The 21,220-nt window shown below is 74.9% G+C and carries 21 protein-coding genes; 11 read left to right on the forward strand and 10 right to left on the reverse strand.

Annotated features, from left to right (window positions below; all coding sequences use genetic code 11):
- The 3 genes from GD970_RS04640 to GD970_RS04650 form a co-directional block, all read right to left on the reverse strand.
- Positions 1-1,107 (reverse strand): zinc-binding dehydrogenase (locus tag GD970_RS04640; protein WP_152201384.1); only part of this gene is annotated, 1,107 nt, incomplete at its 3' end.
- A gap of 187 nt (positions 1,108-1,294) precedes the next feature.
- Positions 1,295-1,681: an acyl-CoA carboxylase subunit epsilon gene (locus GD970_RS04645; protein WP_152201387.1), complete on the reverse strand. Its 387-nt coding sequence runs from the start codon at positions 1,679-1,681 to the stop codon at positions 1,295-1,297.
- Positions 1,678-3,303 carry an acyl-CoA carboxylase subunit beta gene (locus GD970_RS04650; protein WP_152201397.1) on the reverse strand — a complete coding sequence of 542 codons (1,626 nt, stop codon included), beginning with the start codon at positions 3,301-3,303 and terminating at the stop codon, positions 1,678-1,680. The genes GD970_RS04645 and GD970_RS04650 overlap by 4 nt, the downstream gene beginning before the upstream one ends.
- Before the next feature lie 340 nt (positions 3,304-3,643).
- On the opposite strand from GD970_RS04650, the gene GD970_RS04655 reads away from it, so the two are divergent.
- The 8 genes from GD970_RS04655 (at position 3,644) to GD970_RS04690 (ending at position 12,354) form a co-directional block, all read left to right on the forward strand.
- Complete coding sequence (locus GD970_RS04655) at positions 3,644-4,435, forward strand: SGNH/GDSL hydrolase family protein (RefSeq protein ID WP_226925175.1); 792 nt, start codon at positions 3,644-3,646, stop codon at positions 4,433-4,435.
- Between the two features lie 115 nt (positions 4,436-4,550).
- Positions 4,551-5,396, forward strand: a complete 846-nt coding sequence (locus tag GD970_RS04660; RefSeq protein ID WP_152201401.1) for a biotin--[acetyl-CoA-carboxylase] ligase — start codon at positions 4,551-4,553, stop codon at positions 5,394-5,396.
- Between the two features lie 142 nt (positions 5,397-5,538).
- Entirely contained in the window at positions 5,539-6,744 is a 1,206-nt protein-coding gene (locus GD970_RS04665; protein ID WP_152201404.1) for an adenylate/guanylate cyclase domain-containing protein, read from the forward strand.
- 253 nt (positions 6,745-6,997) lie between these two features.
- Positions 6,998-7,684, forward strand: a complete 687-nt coding sequence (locus GD970_RS04670; protein ID WP_152201407.1) for a response regulator transcription factor — start codon at positions 6,998-7,000, stop codon at positions 7,682-7,684.
- 6 nt (positions 7,685-7,690) lie between these two features.
- Positions 7,691-9,013 (forward strand): sensor histidine kinase, encoded by a 1,323-nt coding sequence (locus tag GD970_RS04675; protein ID WP_152201409.1) that lies wholly within the window; start codon positions 7,691-7,693, stop codon positions 9,011-9,013.
- A 215-nt stretch (positions 9,014-9,228) separates the two neighbouring features.
- A complete protein-coding gene (locus tag GD970_RS04680) occupies positions 9,229-10,464 on the forward strand; it encodes a sensor histidine kinase (protein WP_152201411.1) in 1,236 nt (411 codons plus the stop codon).
- On the forward strand, positions 10,461-11,129 hold the full coding sequence (locus GD970_RS04685) for a response regulator transcription factor (protein WP_152201413.1): 669 nt from the start codon (positions 10,461-10,463) through the stop codon (positions 11,127-11,129). Before GD970_RS04680 ends, GD970_RS04685 begins: the two co-directional genes overlap by 4 nt.
- A gap of 100 nt (positions 11,130-11,229) precedes the next feature.
- Positions 11,230-12,354, forward strand: a complete 1,125-nt coding sequence (locus GD970_RS04690; protein WP_152201416.1) for a hypothetical protein — start codon at positions 11,230-11,232, stop codon at positions 12,352-12,354.
- On the opposite strand, the gene GD970_RS04695 is transcribed toward GD970_RS04690, so the two are convergent.
- Complete coding sequence (locus tag GD970_RS04695; RefSeq protein WP_226925162.1) at positions 12,312-12,773, reverse strand: GtrA family protein; 462 nt, start codon at positions 12,771-12,773, stop codon at positions 12,312-12,314. The two genes, GD970_RS04690 and GD970_RS04695, sit on opposite strands and share 43 nt — an antisense overlap.
- A gap of 187 nt (positions 12,774-12,960) precedes the next feature.
- Here GD970_RS04695 and GD970_RS04700 point away from each other — a divergent pair, with 187 nt between their 5' ends.
- Positions 12,961-14,181: a 5-(carboxyamino)imidazole ribonucleotide synthase gene (locus GD970_RS04700; protein WP_152201419.1), complete on the forward strand. Its 1,221-nt coding sequence runs from the start codon at positions 12,961-12,963 to the stop codon at positions 14,179-14,181.
- 169 nt (positions 14,182-14,350) lie between these two features.
- Here the strand turns inward: GD970_RS04700 and GD970_RS04705 are convergent, their stop codons facing one another.
- A complete protein-coding gene (locus GD970_RS04705) occupies positions 14,351-14,830 on the reverse strand; it encodes a hypothetical protein (RefSeq protein ID WP_152201421.1) in 480 nt (159 codons plus the stop codon).
- Between the two features lie 194 nt (positions 14,831-15,024).
- On the opposite strand from GD970_RS04705, the gene purE reads away from it, so the two are divergent.
- Both purE and GD970_RS04715 read left to right on the forward strand, forming a co-directional pair.
- Positions 15,025-15,528 (forward strand): 5-(carboxyamino)imidazole ribonucleotide mutase, encoded by a 504-nt coding sequence (gene purE / locus GD970_RS04710; protein WP_152201633.1) that lies wholly within the window; start codon positions 15,025-15,027, stop codon positions 15,526-15,528.
- On the forward strand, positions 15,521-15,754 hold the full coding sequence (locus tag GD970_RS04715; protein WP_152201423.1) for a hypothetical protein: 234 nt from the start codon (positions 15,521-15,523) through the stop codon (positions 15,752-15,754). Before purE ends, GD970_RS04715 begins: the two co-directional genes overlap by 8 nt.
- On the opposite strand, the gene GD970_RS04720 is transcribed toward GD970_RS04715, so the two are convergent.
- Genes GD970_RS04720 through cpaB form a run of 5 tightly spaced genes read right to left on the reverse strand, consistent with a single transcriptional unit; the run spans position 15,744 to position 21,213 of the window.
- A complete protein-coding gene (locus GD970_RS04720; protein ID WP_152201426.1) occupies positions 15,744-16,649 on the reverse strand; it encodes a type II secretion system F family protein in 906 nt (301 codons plus the stop codon). The genes GD970_RS04715 and GD970_RS04720 overlap by 11 nt on opposite strands.
- A 10-nt stretch (positions 16,650-16,659) precedes the next feature.
- A complete protein-coding gene (locus GD970_RS04725; RefSeq protein WP_152201428.1) occupies positions 16,660-17,592 on the reverse strand; it encodes a type II secretion system F family protein in 933 nt (310 codons plus the stop codon).
- Complete coding sequence (locus GD970_RS04730) at positions 17,589-19,280, reverse strand: CpaF family protein (protein ID WP_226925163.1); 1,692 nt, start codon at positions 19,278-19,280, stop codon at positions 17,589-17,591. The genes GD970_RS04725 and GD970_RS04730 overlap by 4 nt, the downstream gene beginning before the upstream one ends.
- Entirely contained in the window at positions 19,280-20,476 is a 1,197-nt protein-coding gene (locus GD970_RS04735; RefSeq protein ID WP_152201431.1) for an AAA family ATPase, read from the reverse strand. Before GD970_RS04735 ends, GD970_RS04730 begins: the two co-directional genes overlap by 1 nt.
- On the reverse strand, positions 20,473-21,213 hold the full coding sequence (gene cpaB, locus GD970_RS04740) for a Flp pilus assembly protein CpaB (RefSeq protein WP_152201433.1): 741 nt from the start codon (positions 21,211-21,213) through the stop codon (positions 20,473-20,475). The genes GD970_RS04735 and cpaB overlap by 4 nt, the downstream gene beginning before the upstream one ends.
- Between the last annotated feature and the right edge of the window lie 7 nt (positions 21,214-21,220).

Here is a 21,220-nt window from a genome sequence, read left to right on the forward strand (position 1 = left end):
CCGGATGCCCCTCGGCCAGCAGATCCACCGCCAGCCCACGCACTTCCAACCCCGCATGCGAACCCACACCCGCAGCCCTCCAGGACGAAAACGTCCCAGGCCTATGCACTCACCCCTTGAGAGCGCCCACTGTCGACCAGTCACTAGCACCACCTTGCCCAGCGCGCGGCGCGCCTCGAGGTCCGCGTGCGCGCGTGCTGCCTCGGCCAAGGGGTAGGTGGTGACGAGCGGGCGCCACTCGCTCGCGCCGACCCGGTCCAGCGCGCGGGCGGCGAGACCCGGGACCCCACCGGGCAGGCTCTGCATCCGCGGCCCCAGGCTCCACCCGACGCTGATCGCGCGGGAGACGACGTCGTCGGTGTCGAAGCGGGTCGGTTCCCCGGCGGAGTGGCCGAACATCACCAGCCGGCCGCCCGGCCGGAGCAGCTCCAGGGCGGCCCGGCCCACGTCCCCGCCCACGCCGTCGTACACGAGCGTCACGCCGCCGGTGGCCGCCCGGACCGTCTCGGCCCAGCCCGGCCCGGTGTAGTCGGCGACCAGGTCTGCATCCAGCGGGGCCAGCGCGGCCACCCGCGCCGGGCCGCCGGCGGCCGCCACCACGGTGGCGTCGACCGCCCGGGCGGCCTGGGCCAGCAGCCAGCCGAGCCCGCCGGCCGCGGAGGGGACCAGCACGACGTCGTCGGGCGTGGGCGGTTCGAGCTCGAGGATGCCCTGGGCGGTGCGGCCGGTGCCCACCGCGGCGACGGCGTCGGGGAACGACACGTGGTCCGGCACCGGGAACAGGGCCGCGACGCCGGTCACGGCCTGCTCGGCGTACCCGCCGGGCACGAGCCCCAGGTGCGCCACGACCCGACGGCCCCGCCAGGAACCGTCCACGCCGGCGCCGACCCGGTCGACCACGCCGGCCACCTCGCGTCCCGGGATCGTGGGCAGCTCGGGTGCCGGCATGGGGCCGGGCTCCCCGCGGCGCAGGCTGGTGTCCAGCAGGTGCACCCCGCTGGCCTCGACCGCCACCCGCACCTGGCCGGCGGCGGGCGTCAGGTCGGGCAGCTCGTCGAGGACCAGGTTGGTGGCCGGACCGAACTCGTGAAGGCGGATGGCGCGCATGCCCGCGATTCCACAAGGTGAAGCGCGGTTGAGGTCAAGCCCCTCAATCATCCGCTCTCGGGTCGGTTCCTGGATCGGCCCGTGGAGCCGCGCTCGGCCGGCGGACCGCCCGACTCTTCGCCGGATTGACCCCTCGCGCCGAACTTGACGTCTCGCGACGCACTTGACGTCTCGCGGGGGCGACGGCTCAGGGGTGGAGGGACCAGCGCCACGCGTCGGCGCCGGGGGCCGGCGGCGCGCCGATCACCCGGCCGTGGTCGGCCCAGCGGCCCCGTCCGGTCTCGGCCGCCTCGTCCGGCCCGCCGCCGGCCTCGTGCGCCAGCCCGCGGGCCGCGACGATCCCGGCCACCAGCGCGGCGAGCTCGACCTCGTCGGGCCGCCCGCGCACCACCCGCACGTCGGGCGGCGCGGCCGGCGGAGCCGGCGCGGCGGGGGCGGGCGGCGCGGCCAGGGCGAGGGCGACGACGTCGTCCTCCCCGCCCGACGACCACTCCGCGGGGGAGGCGGGCGTGACCGGCACGGGCGGGGCCACGGCGCGGTGGCGGTCGCGGCGGACCAGGCTCACGGCGCTCACAGCGGGATGTTCCCGTGCTTCTTGGCGGGCCCGGCGGCCCGCTTGGTGCGCAGCGCCCGCAGCGCCTTCACCACGTGCACACGGGTGTCGGCGGGCGCTATCACGCCGTCGATGAAGCCGCGCTCGGCGGCGTCCCAGGGGTTCACCAGCGCCTCCTCGTAGTCGGCCACGAGCCGGGCCCGCTCGGCCTCGACGTCGCCGCCCTCGTCCGCGACCTTCTGCAGGGCCCGGCGCTGCAGGATGTTCACCGCGCCGCCCGAGCCCATGACGGCGATCTGCGCGGTCGGCCAGGCGAGGTTGACGTCCGCGCCGAGCTTCTTCGAGCCCATGACGATGTACGCCCCGCCGTAGGCCTTGCGGGTGATGAGCGTGACCAGCGGGACGGTGGCCTCGGCGTAGGCGTAGATCAGCTTGGCGCCGCGGCGGATGATGCCGTTCCACTCCTGGTCGGTGCCCGGCAGGAAGCCCGGCACGTCCACGAAGGTCAGCACCGGGATGTTGAACGCGTCGCAGGTGCGCACGAACCGCGCCGCCTTCTCCGAGGCGTTGATGTCCAGCGTCCCGGCCATCTGCAGCGGCTGGTTGGCGACGACGCCCACCGGGCGGCCCTCGACGTGCCCGAACGCGGTGATCATGTTCGGCGCGTAGCCGGGCTGGACCTCGAGCATCTCGCCGTCGTCGAGCACGTGCTCGATCACCGTGCGCATGTCGTAGGGCTGGTTGTCCGAGTCCGGCACGAGGGTGTCGAGCTCGCGGTCGGCGTCGGTGACCTCCAGCGCGGCCTCCGCCTCGGCCGGCGGCACCGGCCAGCTCGGCGGCTCGGAGAGGTTGTTGCTCGGCAGGTACGCCAGCAGCGCCCGGACGTAGTCCAGGGCGTCGTCCTCGTCGGCGGCCTGGTAGTGGGCCACCCCGGAGCGCTGGGCGTGGGTGGCCGCCCCGCCGAGCTCCTCGAAGCCGACCTCCTCGCCGGTGACCGCCTTGATGACGTCCGGGCCGGTGATGAACATGTTCGAGGTGCCCTCGGCCATGACGATGAAGTCGGTCAGCGCGGGGGAGTAGACCGCCCCGCCGGCCGAGGGGCCGAGGATGAGCGAGATCTGCGGGATGACCCCGGAGGCGGCGACGTTGCGGCGGAAGATCTCGGCGAACTGGGTCAGCGCCGCCACGCCCTCCTGGATGCGGGCGCCGCCGCCGTCGGAGATGCCGATCAGCGGCACGCCGGTGCGCAGCGCCATGTCCATGACCTTGGTGATCTTCTGCCCGTGCATCTCGCCGAGCGAGCCGCCGAAGACGGTGAAGTCCTGGGAGTAGATGCAGACCTGGCGCCCGTCGACGGTGCCGAAGCCGGTGACGACGCCGTCGCCGGCCAGGCGCTTCTTCTCCAGCCCGAAGTTCGTCGAGTGGTGCGTGGCGAAGGCGTCGAGCTCGGTGAACGAGCCCGGGTCGAGCAGGGCCTCGATGCGCTCGCGGGCCGACTTCTTGCCGCGCTTGTGCTGCTTCTCCGCCGCCGCCTCGGCCGGTCCCGTGAGGTCCCGGGCGGTGCGCTCGGCGAGGGACTGGAGCTTGTGCTCGGTGCTGGAGGACGGCGGAGCCGCGGTCGCGGAGGAGGTCGAATCGGTCACTTGCGACAGCGTACTTGTCGCATCCCCACCACCTGGTTGCACACATGCGCGGGTCTGGTGCTGCCGGGTTGTGTGGTTCCCACAACCGGGATCACGGTCGTCCGGGCCGCGACGGTGGCCACCAGGGCCACGCTGCTACGGCCGCCCGCGTGACGGCCTGCCTGACCTCCTCGACCACTACGTCGATGTTCGGTGGTCAGCCGGGGCCGACCGCTGTGGACGGCATGTCACCAGGGGCGCGGTTCGCACTCTTCGGGCTCGAGATCACAACGTGGCCGCCGAATCCGGGCACCGCCCGGGCGGCAGAGCCTTTGTCCGGTGACGTGGAATGATGCGCGGCATGCCGCGCCCACGCCGGTCTGGTCGCTCACGCCAGCGGAGCAAGGGCCGCACGCTGGGTGTTGTCGGCTCGCTCGCACTCGTCTCGTTTGCGCTGGTTGCGGTCACGCTTCTTCGGACCCATCCCACGCCGACAGAGGTGCTGAATCGGCCCCAACCGGCGGTCACGCTGCCATCCAGGAATCCGCTCGCTCTGGTCATCGGGGACTCTCAGGCGATGGGTGGCTTCGGTGTCGGAGCACTGGAGACGTGGGTTGCCCAGGGTCTCAGGTCGGCAGGCTTCCAACCAGTCATCGTCGGATATCCCGGCACCGGGTACGTGCACGACCGCCCCGCCCACGGCGACCAGGACGGTCATCCCAACTACGTCACGTCCCTCCGTGAGGGGCTGTATAACCTGCCGCCGGCGGACCACGTCCAGCTCGTGGTGCTCGAGGGCGGCGGGAATGATGCGTTCGACCCGGCCAAAGACATCAGCGCCGCGGCCCGGGAGGCGATCCGCCTCGTGCGGGAGGAGTATCCAGAGGCTGAGGTCCTCATGCTTGGCCCGCTCAACCAGGCCGGTGACCCGAGGTCGCTGAGGGTGAAGACGGCCGCCGTCCTGGCGGCCGTGGCCACGGAAGAAGACGTGCCGTTCATCGATGCGACATCCTGGGTCGCCGACGCCGGTGTCGCGGGCGAGCTGGTGGACGGGTTGCATTTCACCCAGAAGGGACACACTGCGCTGGCCCCGTACCTGGGTGACGCCCTTTCCGCCCTCGGAGTCGAGGCGGAGCCGCTTCCCGCCGGCTAACACCAGATATGGCGTTCTGGGTCCGGCTGGCCGCTGGACCGCCTGATCGAACGGCCCGAGCCTCGCGGGGTCGAGATGCCGCCCTCGCCGACGACCGGGATGCCACCCTGGTGGCATGACCGCGCACGAGCTGAGGCCCTTCACCCACGTGCTGCACGTGGACCGCACGGGCTCGACGAGCACCGACCTGCGGGAGGCCGCGACGGCCGACCCTGCCGCCTGGCCGCACATGTCCGTCCTGGTCGCCGACGCCCAGGACGCCGGGCGCGGCCGGGCCGGGCGGACCTGGGTCACCGCGCCGGGCACCGCCCTGACCGCCTCGGTGCTGCTGCGCCCCCGGGTGCCCGCCGGGCGCCTCGCCTGGGTCACGCTGCTCGCCGGCCTGGCGGTCAAGCGGGCGACGGCCGAGCTGACCGGGCTGCCCACCGGGGTGAAGTGGCCCAACGACGTCCTCGTGCTGCGCGCCGGAGACGAGGAGATCGACGGCTGGGGCACCGACCGCAAGGTCGCGGGCATCCTCGCCGAGGTGCTGCCCGAGGCCCACCCGGAGGCCGAGCCCGGCGTCATCATCGGCATCGGCGTCAACGTCGCCCAGGCCGAGAGCCAGCTGCCGGTGCCGTGGGCGACCTCCCTGCACCTGGCCGCCGGACGGGCTGGCGCGGCCGCCCGCCCGACCGTCTCGGAGGTGCTGCTCGCGTGCGGGCGGCACCTCGCCGCGCTCGTGGCCCGCTGGGAGGAGTTCGACGGCGACGCGCACGCCGCCGGCCTGGCCGAGCAGGTCCGCGGGGCGTGCGTGACCCTGGGGCGGCGGGTGCGCGCCGAGCTGCCCGGCGAGCGTTCGGTCACCGGCGTGGCGGTGGAGCTCGACCCCGATGGCCACCTGGTCGTCCGGACGGCCGACGGCGAGCGCACCACCGTGCGCGCCGGCGACGTGCTGCACATGCGCACCGCCGGGGCCTGAGGCCGGCGGGGGAGTCCGTAGCCGGACCGGACCGGCTCGATACACCGTTCGGTGAGCGCCCGCCGCGGCCGGCCGCGCCCGCCCGTGCGGGGCGTGACCGACGTCCGAAAGTCCTCCCAGGGACGCGCGTTAGGCTCGCCGTGTGAGCACGGATACAGGCAGGACCGCACCCGATCCTCGACCGGGTACGCCTTCCGACGACCCGGCCACCCCCGTCCCCACCGAGGCGCTGCCGGACGGCGTGCACGCCGAGGCCGGGGGCCCGCCGCCGCCCGGGGTCCCGCCGGCGCCCGGCAGCGACGGCCTCGACGACGGCATCGACGTCCCGGACACCCAGGAGCCGCCGTCGTCCACCGTCACCGCCCGGATCGATGCGATGCTCGGCGGCCCGCGCACCATGACGATCGTCGAGCTGGCCGAGCGGGCCGGGGTGAGCGTGGAGTTCGCGCGCACCTTCTGGAAGGCGATGGGCTTTCCCAACGTGCGCGACACCAGCGTGATCTTCGGCGAGTACGACGTCCGGGCGCTGCGCTCGATGGCCACGCTCATCGAGGACGACACCATCGACACCACCACGGCGATCTCGCTGCTGCGTGCCCAGTCGCACATGACCGACCGGCTGGCGCTGTGGCAGACCGAGGCGCTGGTGGAGGGCGTCGCCCGGCGGCGCAGCCTCGACGACGTCTCCGCCCGGCTCGTGGTCCTCGACCGGATCACCGGCGTGACGGAGGTGCTGCAGGCGCAGCTGGACTACTCCTGGCGCCGTCAGCTCGCCGCGCTCATCGCCCGCACCGACGCCGAGGTCTCCGAGAGCCGGCGCCCGAGCACCGACCCCTTCCACATGCCGCTGCAGCGCGCCCTGGGCTTCCTCGACATGGTCGCCTACACCCGCCGCTCCACCGAGCTGGGCACCCGGGCGCTGGCCGACCTCGTCCAGACCTTCGAGTACACCTCCCGCGACGTGATCACCACGCACGGCGCGCGGGTGGTCAAGACGATCGGCGACGCGGTGCTGTGGGTCGCCGACGACCTGACCGTCGCCGCGGACGTGGCGGTCGAGCTCATCGCGGCCTTGCACGCCAAGGAGAACATGCTGCCCGTGCGCGCCTCGCTCGTGTGGGGCGGGGTGCTCTCGCGCAACGGCGACGTCTTCGGACCCACCGTCAACCTCGCGTCCCGGCTCGTCGACGTCGCCCCGCCGGGCGGTATCCTCATGGACCGCGACACCGCCGAGGCCCTCGCCGCCAGCCCGGCGGCGCGGCACTACACGATGGTCCCGCGCGAGGGCGTGGAGCTGCAGGGGCTGGGCGAGGTCCGGCCGATCGAGCTGCGCCGCATCCCGGAGTGAGCCGGCGCCCGCTCGGGCGAGGGCTCGGCGGGGCGAGCGGGGATTCGCGGTGGCGAAGCGGGGGGACGGCGGCCGCGAGCGGACCCAGCGGACCGGGGCGGCAGGCAACCACGCCGCAAACACCCGGTGAACGGCGCGCGAACAGCGCCGCGACCCGCCTCCGGCCGTCGCCCAGCAACCTCGTGACCTGCGACGACGCCCGCCTGTGACACCGACTTGACCGAAACTTGACGCTCTGGCTTATGATCGCCGCGTGACTAACGTGCTGCTCGTTGAAGACGACCCGGCCATCTCGGAGCCCCTCGCCCGGGCCCTCGGCCGGGAAGGCTACGACGTGCGGCCGCACGGCACCGGGCAAGCTGCCCTGGACGACCTGTCCAACGGCGCCGACCTCGTGGTCCTCGACCTGGGCCTGCCGGACATGGACGGCCTCGACGTCGCCCGCAACATCCGCAGCCAGGGCCTGACGCTGCCGATCCTCGTGCTCACCGCCCGCGCGGACGAGGTCGACCTCGTCGTCGGGCTCGACGCCGGCGCCGACGACTACGTCACCAAGCCCTTCCGCCTCGCCGAGCTGCTCGCCCGCGTCCGGGCCCTGCTGCGCCGCGCCGGCGGGGAGGTCACCGACGACGACGAGCTCGCCGCCCAGGACGTGCGCGTCGACGTCGCCGCCCACCGCGCCTTCCGCGGCTCGCGCGAGCTGCACCTGACCGCCAAGGAGTTCGAGCTGCTGCGCGTGCTCGTGCGCGAGGCGGGCTCCGTCGTCGGCCGCGAGACCCTCATGCGCGAGGTGTGGGGCACCGACCCCACCGGCTCGACGAAGACTCTCGACATGCACGTGTCGTGGCTGCGGCGCAAGCTCGGCGACGACGCGAACGACCCGAAGTACATCACCACCGTGCGCGGGATGGGCTTCCGGTTCGAGACAGCCGGGAGCTAGCCCGCCGTGCGTCGCCGCGCGGTCCAGATGATCGTCGTGGCCGTTACGGTGGCGGTGCTGCTGCTGGGCGTGCCCATGGCGGTCCTGGGCGCCATCTTCGTCTGGGACTCCGAGCAGGCCAGCCTCGACCAGCGCGTCTCCCAGCTCGGCCGCTCGGTCGAGCGCCGGCTGGTGTCCGGCGAGGAGCTCGACCAGGACATGCTCGAGCCGTGGGTCGGCGGGGTGAGCAACCTCGAGGCCTCGATCCTCGTCCAGAGCCCCACCGGCGAGCAGTTCCGCGCCGGGCCGGTGTTCACCGACCGGGTCATCCGCTCCCTGCAGATCACCCCCTCCGGCGCGACGGTCCGGATGGACGTCGACGCCGGGGAGATCACCTGGCGCTCGGCGCAGGTGGTGCTGCTCGTCATCTTCGGCGCCGCCGTCGCGCTCGGGATGGGCATCCTGCTCGCCCGCCACCAGGCCAGACGCCTCTCCGCGCCGCTGATCTACCTGGCTGCCTCCGCCGAGCAGATCGGCTCGGGGCAGGTGCGCCCGCGGCTGAAGCCCTCGGGCATCGAGGAGATCGACCTGGTGGCCGCCGAGCTCGTGCGCACGGCCGACCGCATGGCCGGCCGCCTGGCCGCCGAGCGGCAGTTCGCCGCCGACGCCTCCCACCAGCTGCGCACCCCGCTGACCGCGCTGTCCATGCGGCTCGAGGAGATCCTCGCGCTCAGCGACAGCGAGGAGGTCCGCGAGGAGGCCCGGGTCTCCCTCGAGCAGGTCGAGCGCCTGACCGGGGTGGTCGAGGACCTGCTCAAGACCTCCCGCTCCGCCGGCGGCGGCACCACCGAGGCGGTGCACCTCGGCGAGGTCTTCGCCCAGCAGGAAGAGGAGTGGGGCCGGCCCTTCCGCCGCGCCAAGCGTCAGCTCGTCTTCGACGACGCCGCCCGGCTCGCCGTGCTGGCCACCCCCGGCGCGCTCGCCCAGGTGCTCGCCACCTTGCTGGAGAACGCCCTGAAGTACGGCGCCGGCGCCACCAAGGTGGTCACCCGCGAGGCGTCCGGCGGGCAGGGCGTGTTCATCGACGTCTCCGACGAGGGCCCGGGCGTGGACGACGACCTCGCGCCGGACATCTTCACCAAGCACGTCTCCGGCGGTTCCGGCACCGGGCTGGGCCTGGCCCTGGCCAAGGACCTCGTCGCCGCCGACGGCGGCCGGCTCGAGCTGAGCCAGCGCCGCCCGCCGGTGTTCACGATCTTCCTCAACGCCGTGCCGAAGTCCCTCGACCCCGACGTCGTGCTGCCCCAGGGGGCGCTGGTCTCGGTCGGGCGGCGCCGCCGGCGCCGCTGAGCCACCCGCCCCGACAGCGGCGAGACGTCAAGTAGGTCGCGACGCGTCAAGTAGGTCGCGACGCGTCAAGTCGGTCGCGAGACGTCAGCCCGCCGGGTTGCCCCTCCTCGCGGTGTGGGATGGACGACGGCGCAGGGCGGGCGCCGTGGTCGTCGTCGCCGCCGTCCCCCGCGCGGGGGAGGACCGGCGGCCCCGGGCCCTGCCACACTGCCGCCATGCCCCTGCTCGCGCCGCTCACCAGCGGGTCCACCCTGCGCGCGGGCGTCTTCCTCGTCGTCGGCGGCATCCTGCTGGGCGCCTACGTCGTGCTGGTGGTCGGCTTCGCCCAGATGGCCGCCGACCCTACCGTGCCCACCGCCGCGGTGGTGGCGCTCGTCGCGGTCACCGCCGTCATCGCCCTCGCCCCGGTCGCCCTGCGCCCCGTGCACGCGTTGGAGCGCCACGCCGCCCGGGCCCTGCTCGACGCCGACGTGCCACCCGAGCCCGCCCCCTCGCCGAACGCCCGGGCGCGCGGCGCCGCCTGGTACCTGCTGCACCTCGCCACAGGCGGGATCGCGACCTTCGCCGTCCTCGGCGCCGTGCCGATGGGCGTCGCGCTGCTGGTGTGGCAGCTGGACCGGGGCGAGCTGCTCCGCGCCCCGCTCGGGATCCTCGCCGGGCTCCCCCCGGTGCTCGCCGTGCCGGTGGCGCTCGTGCTCGTGACGGTGCCCGCCTACGTCGTCGCCGGCCTGCGGGCCGTCCTGCGACGGGCCGCCACGACGTTGCTCGGTCCCTCCGCCGCCGAGCGCATCGCCGCGCTCGAGGCCAGCCAGCGCCGGCTCGCCGCCCGCAACCGGCTCGCCCGGGAGCTGCACGACACGGTCGGGCACGCCCTGACCATCACCACCCTGCAGGCCGCCGCCGCGGCGCGGGCCTTCGACCGCGACCCCGCCTTCGCCCGGAGCGCCCTGGCGGCCATCGAGGAGACCGGCCGGGCCGCCGTCGCCGACCTCGACCGTGTCCTCGGCCTGCTGCGCGCCGGCGAGGACCGCCAGGACCGGGACGACGACGCCCCCGTCCGGACGCTCGCCGACGTGCCCGCGCTCGTCGCCGAGGCGCGCCGGGCGGGCGCGGAGGTCACCCTCGAGCTGCCCGAGCCGGCCGCGCTCGCCGCGCTGGCGCCGGTGACGTCCCGGGAGGCCTTCGCCGTCCTGCGCGAGGCGGTGACCAACGCGCTGCGCCACGGCGGGCGGCGCCTGGCCGTCAGCGTCCAGGTAGGCGACGGCGGCCTGGAGCTGCGCGTGGACAACGACCTGGCGACGACGGGCCGGTGGCGCCGGCGCGGCGCCGGGCGGGGGCTGGCCGGGCTGCGCGAGCGGGTCGGCCTGCTCGGCGGCGCGGTGCGATGGGGGCCGGCCGACGGCGGGTGGCGCCTGCGCGCGCACCTGCCTGACGAGGGGGTGGCGCGATGAGCGTGCGGGTGCTGCTGGTCGACGACGAGGCGCTGGTGCGCGCCGGGCTCCGGGTCATCCTCGAGGGCGAGGCGGAACTCGAGGTGGTCGGGGAGGTGGCCGACGGCGCGGGCGTCGCCGACGCGGTGGGCAGGCTGGCGCCCGACGTCGTGCTCATGGACGTGCGGATGCCGCGCGTGGACGGCATCGCGGCGACCCGGGTGCTGGTCGAGCGGGCCGAGCGGGCCGGGGCGCGCGGGCCGCAAGTGCTCGTGCTCACGACGTTCGAGAACGACGACTACGTCTTCGACGCGCTGCGCGCCGGCGCCAGCGGCTTCCTGCTCAAGCGGGCCCGGCCCGAGGAGGTCATCGAGGCGGTGCGGGTGGTGGCCCGCGGGGACAGCCTGCTCTTCCCGGCCGCGCTGCGCCGCCTGGCCGCGGGGCGCGTGCACTCGGGCGCCGACCGGCTGACCCGGGCCGGCCTGACCGGCCGCGAGCAGGAGGTGCTCCGGCTGATGTGCGCCGGGCGGTCCAACGCCGAGATCGCCGCCGAGCTGTTCCTCGGCGTCGAGACCGTGCGGACCCACGTGGCCAACGTGCTGGCCAAGGTCGGCGCGCGCGACCGGACGCAGGCGGTCATCGCGGCGTACGAGGCCGGCTTCGTCGAACCGGGCCCGACGCCCTGACGCCCTAGGGGGCGCCGTCCCCCAGCCGGGGGAGCACCGCCGAGCCCGTTCACCCGCCCAGGTGATCCGCGCCCGGCGCGGGCCCGGCAGCGTGGTCCGCATGGAAACCACGCCTCGTCACATCCCATCGCCCCACCCGCCGGTCGCCGCCGAGCGGCCGCCGCGCCTGCCGCGCCCGACGCGCCACGCGCCGACCCGTCGGCGCCCGTGGGTGCCGCTGGTCGCCGCCGGCTACTGGGCCGCCGTCGCCCTGGTCGGTGTCCTCCTGCTCGCCACCCGCGCCGAGGTCGCCGTCGGCAGCGCCGGACCCACGGGCTTTCCCGCGCTCGTCGACGACGTCCCGCCCCGGGTGCTCCTGACCGCGGTCACCGCGCTCGCCGTCCTGGTGGCCGCCGCCGGGGCCTGGATGCTCCGCGCCGGCGCTCTGGCCGGCAGCGGGCGACTCACGGCCGCGCGGGCGGGCCGAGGCGCCGTCCTGGCGCTCGCCTGGGGGCTGCTGACGGTCGCGGCGCTCACGCTGCTCGACGCCGAGCTCCTCGCCCTGGTCGGCTACCTCCCGCTGCTGGTGGTCACCGCGCCGTTCAGCGCCGAGATGCGCGCGAGCCTGGAGGCCGCACTCACCGCGGGGCTGCTGCTCGAGCTCGTCGTCGCCGTCGGCCTGGGGCTGTGGGCGGGCGCCGTGCTTGCCTACCAGCGGGCCACCGCCGTCCCGGGGCACTCGGCGCGCTGGACCACCCCGGCCGCCGCGGCGCGGTGGGGGCGCGTCGCGGCGTACGTGGCGGCCCTCGTCCCGGCCCTGTACGCGTTGAGCCGGTTCGTCTGGATGGTCTACCCGCTCGGCATCGACAGGGAGTTCTGGGAGGCCGGCCGCAGCGACCTCGTCGCCGGGGTGTGGCTGGGCGCGTTCGGCCTGGTCGGCGCCTGGCTGACGATCGGCCTCACCCGCCCCTGGGGGCGGCGGTTCCCCCGATGGATCCCGGGCCTGGGCGGACGCCCGGTGCCCGTCGCCGCCGCGGTCGTGCCGGCCTGCGCCGTCGCCCTCCTCGTCGTCCCGGCCGGTGCGAGCATGCTGCTGAGCGTGCGGGACGAGCCGGCCGGGGTCCTCGCGGAGAGCTGGGCGGCCGTCGGACCGACTCTGCTGTGGCCGCTGTGGGGCGTGGCGCTGGCGGCCGCGGCGCTGGGCTACGCGCTCGCGCGGCGCGGGGAGCCGGTGAAGACCAGGTAGCGGTAGCAGACGTAGCGGAAGGCGGTCCCGAGCACCAGGCCGACGCCGTTGGCGGCGATGTTGTCCGCCAGCGGCGAGGTCAGGCCGAGCACGTAGTGGCTGACCGCGAGGCAGGCGACGGCGATCGCCATCCCGCCGAGGTTGACGGCGATGAACATCGCCAGCTCCCGGGCCCGGGAGGAGCGCTTGCCGCCGGCGAAGGCCCAGTACCGGTTGCCCAGCCAAGCCACGAGCACCGAGACCGCCACGGAGATCACCTTGGCGGTCAGCGGCTTGTCGCCGAGCAGCTCGCCGGGGCCGTAGCGCAGCAGGTTGAACAGGCCGACGTCGACGACGAACGCCGCGCCGCCGACCGCGCCGAAGCGGACGAGCTCGAGCAGCCAGGCGCCCAGGCTCTGCCCGCGCGTCAGCCGATGCACCAGGCCGGGCCGGGCAGCGGGCGCGGCCGGCGCTGCAGCTGCAGCGGACACGGCGGCCGGAGCGGACTCGGGCATGCCAGGGCCGGCGGGCACGCCGGCGCTCGGGGCCGCCGCCGGGCGACTCCCGGCGTCGGCAGAGCGGGACACGGTCACCCCCGAAGCCTAGACGCCGTTACAGTCGATGCTCGTGGGAGCACCGGTAGTCGCAGTCGTGGGCGGGGGCCAGCTGGCCCGGATGATGCAGCAGCAGGCCATCGCATTGGGGGTGCACCTGCGGGTGCTCGTCGAGTCGCCGACGGTCTCCACCGCGCAGGTGGTCCCGGACGCGCCGGTCGGCGCGGCCGACGACGCCGCCGCCATCCGGAAGTTGGTCGACGGGGCCGCCGTCCTCACCTTTGAGCACGAGCACGTGCCCAATGACCTCCTCCGCGAGCTGGAGGCCGACGGCGTGCCCGTGCGCCCGGGCCCCGCCGCCCTCGTCCACGCCCAGGACAAGATCGTCATGCGCCGCCGCCTCACCGAGGTCGGCGCCCCCTGCCCGGCGTGGGCCGCGGTGAGCACCGAGGCGGAGCTGACCGAGTTCGGCGACGCCACCGGCTGGCCCGTCGTCGTCAAGACCGCCCGTGGCGGCTACGACGGCAAGGGGGTGCGGGTCGTGAACAACGCCGCCGAGGCGGCCGACTGGCTCGCCGCCCTCGCGCCCGGCGACGCGCTGCTGGCTGAGGAGAAGGTCCCGTTCACCCGGGAGCTGGCGGTGCTGGTCGCCCGCCGGCCCTCCGGCGGCGCCGACGGCGACGGCGAGGTCCGCGCCTGGCCGGTGGTGGAGACCATCCAGGAGCACGGCGTGTGCAGCGAGGTGCTCGCGCCCGCGCCGGGCCTGTCGGCCGAGACCGCCGCCCGGGCGCAGGAGATCGGCGAGCGGATCGCCACCGGGCTCGGCGTGACCGGCGTGCTGGCGGTGGAGATGTTCGAGGTCCACCACGACGACGGCACCTCCCGCCTCGTGGTCAACGAGCTCGCCATGCGCCCGCACAACTCCGGCCACTGGACCATCGACGGCGCCGTGACCAGCCAGTTCGAGCAGCACCTGCGCGCCGTGCTCGACCTGCCGCTGGGAGAGACGGCGGCCACCGCCGAGCACGCTGTGATGGTGAACCTGCTCGGCTCGCAGCTCGAGGAGCCCCGGGCGGCCTACCCCACCCTCCTGGCCCGCTACCCCCAGGCCAAGGTGCACCTGTACGGCAAGGAGGTCCGCCCGGGCCGCAAGCTCGGCCACGTCACCGTCACCGGCGCGGACCTGGCGCAGGCTCGCGCCACCGCCCACGCCGCCGTCGCGCTGCTGCGCGGGGACGAGCACGTCGAGGGCGAGGACCTGGCGGCCGGCGACCTGGACACCGTGGACCGCTGACCCCGACGCGCCTCGGGAGAAGCCTGGGCGCGTCTCGCGCTGCTGGCTGAAGAGAAAGTACGGATATCCCTTACGAGGTCTTCACCTAGCGATTCCGCACCTGGGGACTGCCGCACGCTCGACGTGGAGAATTACCAGACGAGGCACGCGACGTGAAGATCCGCCGGGTCTACGCCCGGCGGGTCTGCTGGTCCGGCGCAGCCGGCGCCGCGGCGGCTCCCGACCAGCCACCGGCCGAGGGCAGCTGCTTGCGGGCGGCCGCCCGCGCCGACAGCACGCCGGCGGTGAGCAGCGCGCTCGCGGTCAGCACGTTGAGCCCGACGGCGACGGCCGCCCCGACCGAGCGTGGCCGCCAGGTCGACGGCTGGACGAGCGTGTCGAGCAACGCGGCACCGCCCATGACGGCGCAGACCCGGCCGGGCAGCGGGCTCTCCGCGTCCCCGAGCAGCGCTTGCCACAGCGCGCCGGCCGCGAGCGGCCACGGCGCGGAGAGCCCCGTGCCCAGTCCCAGGCCCTGCTGCACGGCGGCCGAGCCGGGCACCGTGCGACCGAAGGGCCGGCAGGGCGTCTCGGTGGAGACGGCGGTCAGGCCGCCGAACGCCGTGGCGCCGGCGAAGGCGGTGGCCGCCGTCGCGAGGGGTACGTCCATGGCGATGCTCCTTCGGAGGGCCGGTACGTGCCCGACCCAGCGTGCCAGCCCGGGGGCGGCGCGGCGCGGGCTGCGCCGAGAATGAACGGCCCCGCCGCCCGTCGGCGGGCGGTGGTTGACTGACGCCAGGAGCCGGCGGGGCCCCGCCGGCCAGAGCAGCGGGAGGCAACGTGGGCGCCGTCGTCGGGATCGTCATGGGCTCGGACTCGGACTGGCCGGTGATGGAGGAGGCCGCCGACGTCCTGGCCGACTTCGGCGTCGAGGCCGAGGTCGACGTCGTCTCGGCGCACCGGATGCCCGCCGAGATGCTCGAGTACGGCCGCAGCGCCGCCGAGCGCGGTCTGCGGGTGATCATCGCCGGCGCGGGCGGCGCGGCGCACCTGCCCGGCATGCTCGCCGCCGTCACCCCGCTGCCGGTGATCGGGGTGCCGGTGCCGCTGCAGCACCTCGATGGGATGGACTCGCTGTTGTCCATCGTCCAGATGCCTGCCGGCGTGCCGGTCGCCACGGTGTCGGTCGGCGGGGCGAAGAACGCCGGCCTGCTCGCGGCCCGCATCCTCGGCTCCGGCAGCGACGACGACGCCGCCCGGGTCCGGGAGCAGATGGTCACCTACCAGGAGGGGCTGCGCCAGGTCGCGCAGGAGAAGGGCGCGCGCCTGCGCGCGCAGCGCGGGCACAAGATCGGCTTCGGTGGCTGAGCGGGAGCTCGGCCGGGCGGTCCTGGGCTGGATCATGGTCGTGGCGGGCGCCGGCTTCGTCGTCGCCGGCCTCGTCGTGGGAGTGTGGCGCGGGGCCGACGGCGTGACGGGGCCGTTCCTCTACGCCGTCGCCCGGCTCCTCGCCGGCGGCGGGCTGTTCATCTACTTCGGCCGCCGGCTGGTCCGGCGGTGCCCGCGGCGTCCCAGCCGCGGCGTCAGCCGCTGAACGCCTCCATGATGTCCATCGCCGCCGGACCCATGAGCACGATGAACAGCACCGGCAGGATGCACAGGATCAGCGGGAAGATCACCTTGACCGGGATCTGCATGGCCTTCTCCTCGGCGCGCTGGCGCCGCTTGAGCCGCATCTCGTTCGCCTGGGTGCGCAGCACCTCGCCGATGGCGATGCCGTAGGTGTCGGCCTGGACGACGGCGCGCACGAACCGGCGCAGGTCGGCCACGTCGGTGCGGGTCGCCAGCGACTCGTAGGCCTGCCGGCGCGACTGGCCCACCTGGATGTCCTGCAGGGTGCGGACCAGCTCCTCGGCCAGCGGGCCCCGGCCGTTCTTGCCCGCCCGGGCCATGGCGGAGTCGAACCCCAGCCCGGCCTCGACGGCGATGGTCATCTGGTCCAGGGTGTCGGCCAGCTCGAGCTGGATCTGCTCGCCCCGCTCTTGGGCGCGGCTGTGCAGGAGCAGCTCGGGCAGGAAGTAGGCGACCACCACCACGACGGAGCCGATCAGGAGCGTCAGCGCGCCCGGCCGCGCCGAGGCATAGAGCACCACGAGCGTCGCGGCGCCCAGGCCGAGGAGCAGCTTGCCGGCCAGCAGCCGGTCCAGGGGCCAGGCCGCCGGGCGGCCGGCACGGGCGAGGAGCCGGTCGAGCAGCCGGATCGACGCGCCGGGGGTGAGCCGGCGGGCGAGCGCGGCCAGCCCGCCCGCGTCGGAGGCGAGCCCCGCCGCGGCCAGCTCGGCGGCGGCCGGGTCGCTCCGCTCGAAGCCGCGCTGGAGGTTGACGACCGTGCGCCGTCGGGCGGTGTTCGGGCCGGCGAGCAGCAGCCAGACCAGCACGGCGATCGCCGCAGTCAGCGCGGCGACGGCACCTAGGACCAGGGCGGGCACGGGCGTCCTCTCAGAACTTGATCTTGACGGTCTTGCTCAGCCACACCCCGCCCACCACGAGCAGGACGACGGCGAGCCCCATGAGCCCGTAACCGAGCAGGCTCTGGGTGAACTTGGCGAGGTAGGCGGGGTTGGCCACCAGCAGGAACGCGACGATGCCGAACGGCAGCGCCATGAGGACGATCGCGGAGAGCTTCCCCTCGGCGCTCAGGGCCTTGACCTGGCGGCGGATCTGGTTGCGCTCGCGGATGGTGCGGCCCACGCCGTCGAGCACCTCGGCGAGGTTGCCGCCCACCTCCCGGTTGATGGCGATGGCCTGGGTGACCCAGTCGAAGTCCTCGCTGCCCATCCGGGCGGCGGTCTCGGCCAGCGCCTCGCCGAGCTCGCGGCCCACCCGGGTCTCGTTGATGACCCGCGCGAGCTCCTCGGAGGTGGGCTGCTCGGACTCCCGCGCCACCGAAGCCAGCGCCTGGGGGAGGCTGTGCCCGGCCCGCAGGCTGGACGCCATGAGCTGGAGCGAGTCGTCGAGCTGGTCGGCGAAGGCGGCCTGCCGCTTGCCGATGAGCATGCCGACCCGCACCCGCGCTCCGACGGGCACCAGGGCCGCGAGCACCAGCCCCAGCAGGGGACCGGCGAGCACGGCCCCGACCGCGCCGGCGACCACCATCCCCACGACGAGCAGCACGAGCAGGTCCTGCGGGCGGCTCTTGATCCCGGCCCGCTCCAGCGCCGCGACACCGGCCCCCGCGCGGCGGCGCTGCAGCGCCTTGGCGGCCGCCTCGGTGGTGAGCGCGGCGGCCCCGGCGAGCAGTCCCGGGCTCGGGGCGGCGCCGAGCCGGCGGCGGTCCAGCGGCAGGCGCGCGGGGCGCGGGCCGAGGAGGAGGTAGACGGCCACGCCGAGACCTAGCACGAGGGCGCCCAGGCCCAGTTGGAGCTGGATCATCGCAGCGTCCACTCCTCCGGGACGCCGAACACCCGCGGGGAGACCGAGATGCCGAGCTCGGCGAAGCGGTCGGTGAACCGGGGGCGCACGCCGGTGGGCCGGGTGGTGCCCAGGAAGCGGCCGTCGGGGGCGACGCCGGCGGAGTAGTCGAAGAGGAAGGCGTCCTGCAGGGTGACCGTCTGGCCCTCCATGCCCTGGACCTCGGTGACGGCGGTGACCCGGCGGGTGCCGTCGCGCAGGCGCGTGAGCTGGACGATGACGTCGACGGCGGAGGCGATCTGCTCGCGGATGGCCCGCAGCGGCAGGTCCATGCCGGCCATGAGCACGAGGGTCTCCAGGCGGGCGATGGCATCGCGCGGCGAGTTCGCGTGCACGGTGGACAGCGACCCGTCGTGGCCGGTGTTCATCGCCTGGAGCATGTCCAGGGACTCCCCGCCGCGGACCTCGCCGACGACGATGCGGTCGGGCCGCATGCGCAAAGAGTTGCGGACCAGGTCGCGGATGGTGATCTCGCCCTTGCCCTCGGTGTTGGCCGGCCGGGCCTCCAGCCGCACGACGTGCTCCTGCTGGAGCTGCAGCTCGACGGCGTCCTCGATGGTGACGATGCGCTCGCCCTCGGGGATGAACGAGGAGAGGACGTTGAGCAGGGTGGTCTTACCGGTGCCGGTGCCGCCGGAGACGATGATGTTGAGCCGGGCCTCGACGCAGGCGTGGAGGAGCTCGGCCATCTCCGGGCTCATCGTGCCGAAGCGGATGAGGTCGTGGACCTGGAACGGGTCGCGCGCGAACTTCCGGATCGTCAGGGAGGAGCCGTTGAACGCCAGCGGCGGGATGACCGCGTTGACGCGCGAGCCGTCGGCGAGGCGGGCGTCGACGAGCGGGGAAGACTCGTCGATGCGCCGGCCGACCTTGGAGACGATGCGCTCGATGATCCGGCGCAGGTGCTCCTCGGAGGCGAACCGCACCGGGCTGCGGGAGAGCTTGCCGTGCTGCTCGACGTAGACCATCTCCGGGCCGTTGACCATGATCTCGGTGATCGAGTCGTCGTCGAGCAGGCGCTGGAGCGGGCCGAGGCCGAGGGCGTCGTCCTGCACGTCGCGGATGAGGCGCTTGCGCTCATCCCCGGTCAGCGGGACCTTCTCCTCCTCGACCACCTGGTTGAGCTCGGCGCGCACCAGGGCGTGCAGCTGGTCCTCGCTCAGCGAGGGGTCGGTCAGGCGCGCGCCCATGCGCTCGAACAGCGCCGTGGCGGCTCGGTCCTTGAGCCGGCCCAGGGCGTCGCTGGGCGCCGCGGTCGCCGAGACGGCGGTGGCGCCCGCAGCGCGGCGGCCGGAGAGCGTGGCGCGCTCGGTGGCCGGGGCGGCGACGTTGGCGGCGGGCGTGCCGGGGGAGGGCGGGACGACGGCGAAGGTAGGCGGCCCCGGCACGTCACCGAGGGGGGCCGCACCAGCGGGAGCGGCCGGTGCGGTCGGGGCCGTCGCGGCGAGGGGCAGTCCCTCGGCTGGAGCGGCGAACGGGCTGCCCGGGCCGAGCATCGGTTCCGCGGCGGCCGCGCGCCGCCCGCCGGCCCGGTGCCGCGTGGCGCCGTCGTCCGGCGTGGCGGCGGTCGTGCCCGTCGGGGCGAGGTCAGAGCCAGGGTGGTCGGCCGCGTGCGCACCGGTGGCGCGCAGGCGCTGGGCGAGGTTCATCAGGCGCCGACCTTGACGCCGCGGTGGCGGCCGCGCCGGCGGCCCGGCTTCGCCACAAGGGTGGGCACGCCGGCGAAGCGTTCCACGAGCCGGCCGAGCTGGCGGGTCATGGAGTTCTTGCCGCCCACCTGCAGCAGAGGGACGCCCTGGTTGACCGACGCGGGCACGGCCGGGCAGCGCGGCAGCGTCAGGTCGACCGCACGGGCGATGGTGGCCTCGACGTCGGCGATGGAGAGCCCGTTCGCGGGGTCCTCGAAGTTGAGCAGCACGAAGCGGCCCTCGGCGAACATGCCGAGGTCGGTGAGGGTGTCGAGCTCCTTGCGCAGCCCGCGCACGCCGGGCACGTCCATGCTCGTCAGCAGCACCGGGTCGGTGGTCTGGTCGAGCGCGGAGAGAGTGTGCTCGTTGAGACCCGGGGCGGTGTCGACCACGACGTACCGGAACTGCGAGGCCAGGGCCTGCAGCAGCCGGCCCACGTCGTCGCCGGAGATGCCGTCCGCCGCCGCCGGCGACTCCGGCGCGCACAGCACGTACAGCCCCGTCTCGTGCAGCGTGAGGAAGGTCTTGAGCACCATGGTGTCGCGCCGGGCCGGGTTGTGGACGGCGTCGGCCAGGGAGTACTCGGGGTCGAGGTTGAGGGCGCTGGCGACGTCGCCGAACTGCAGGTCGAGGTCGACCAGGACGGTCGAGTGCGGCACCGTGCGGGCCAGCCCGACGGCGAGGTTGGTCGCCACGGTGGTCTTGCCGACGCCGCCCTTGGGCGAGACGACCGTGATGACCTTGCCCTCGGCGCCGGCGTCCGTGGTCAGCGGCAGCCCTGCGGGGGGCGTCTGCGGGCGGGCGAGCTGGGCGGCGCGGCCGAGCGCGTCGCGCATCTCGGTGGCGTCGGCGGCCGGCGTGAGGATGTCCCGGACGCCGGCTCGCATCGCCGCCAGGCCCACCTCGGCGGGGCAGTCGCTGACGAGGATGATGCCGATGCCGGGGGAGATGGCGGTGAGACCCGCGGCGACGTCGAGCACCTGGTCGGGGGCGGTGCGCGCGTCGAGGACGACGGCCTCGGGCAGGCCGCCGGCGACGGCGAGCACCTCTCCGGGCGTGGTGGGCAGCTGGGGCAGGGCCACGTATGCGCCGCCGGTCGCCGCCGCGACGGTGGCGGCGAGCTCGGGGGAGGCGGTGGCCAGCACGACGTGGCTCATGGGTACACGTTCTCCTCGGTGACGATGCGGGTGCCGTCGGTGGTGGCGTCCTCGGGCTCCAGGGAGAGCCAGACGGTGGCATGCTCGGCGGCGAACACGAGACGTTCGGCGTCCGGCGGGTTGACGGCCAGGGTGACCATGACGGCCCCGGTGGGGGCGACGTCGGGTCCGGGGGGTGCGTCCGCTGCGGGTGCCGCGTCGCCCTCGGTCTCGGGGGCCGGTGCGACGCCGCCCTGGACGGCGGTGACCAGCACCTTGTCCAGCGTCAGGCGGGTGCGGGCCGGTTCGGTGAGCGAGACGAACACGCCCACGAGGTCGCCGGGCTGGACCCGGCCGCCGACGACGCGGCTGGGGTCCAGGAGGACCGAGACCTGGTGCATGCCGGCGGGGATCTCGACCGCACCGGTGTCGACGACGGAGGGGTCGGCGAACCGGGCGGCGAGGAGCTGCTCGCCCACCTGCAGGTCCGTGGTCGTGACCTGCCCGGCGAGGTCGTCGAGCGTGGTCAGGGCGCCGTCCGCGACGGCCGTGGCGGGCAGCTCCGTGAGGGCGACGGCGCCGCCGAGCTGGTCGGCGGGCGTCCCCTGGGGGACGGGCTGGGTGACGACGAGGACGTCGACGGGCTGCATGCCGGCCAGGGCTCGCTGGTCGGCGCCCGCGACGTAGGTGAGCACGAGGACCCCGCCGAGGACGGCCAGGACGATCGCCGCGACCGCGGCGAGGACACGACGTTTCACGATGTCT

It is taken from the genome of Georgenia thermotolerans (genome assembly GCF_009193185.1).
Classification (GTDB): Bacteria; Actinomycetota; Actinomycetes; order Actinomycetales; family Actinomycetaceae; genus Georgenia; species Georgenia thermotolerans.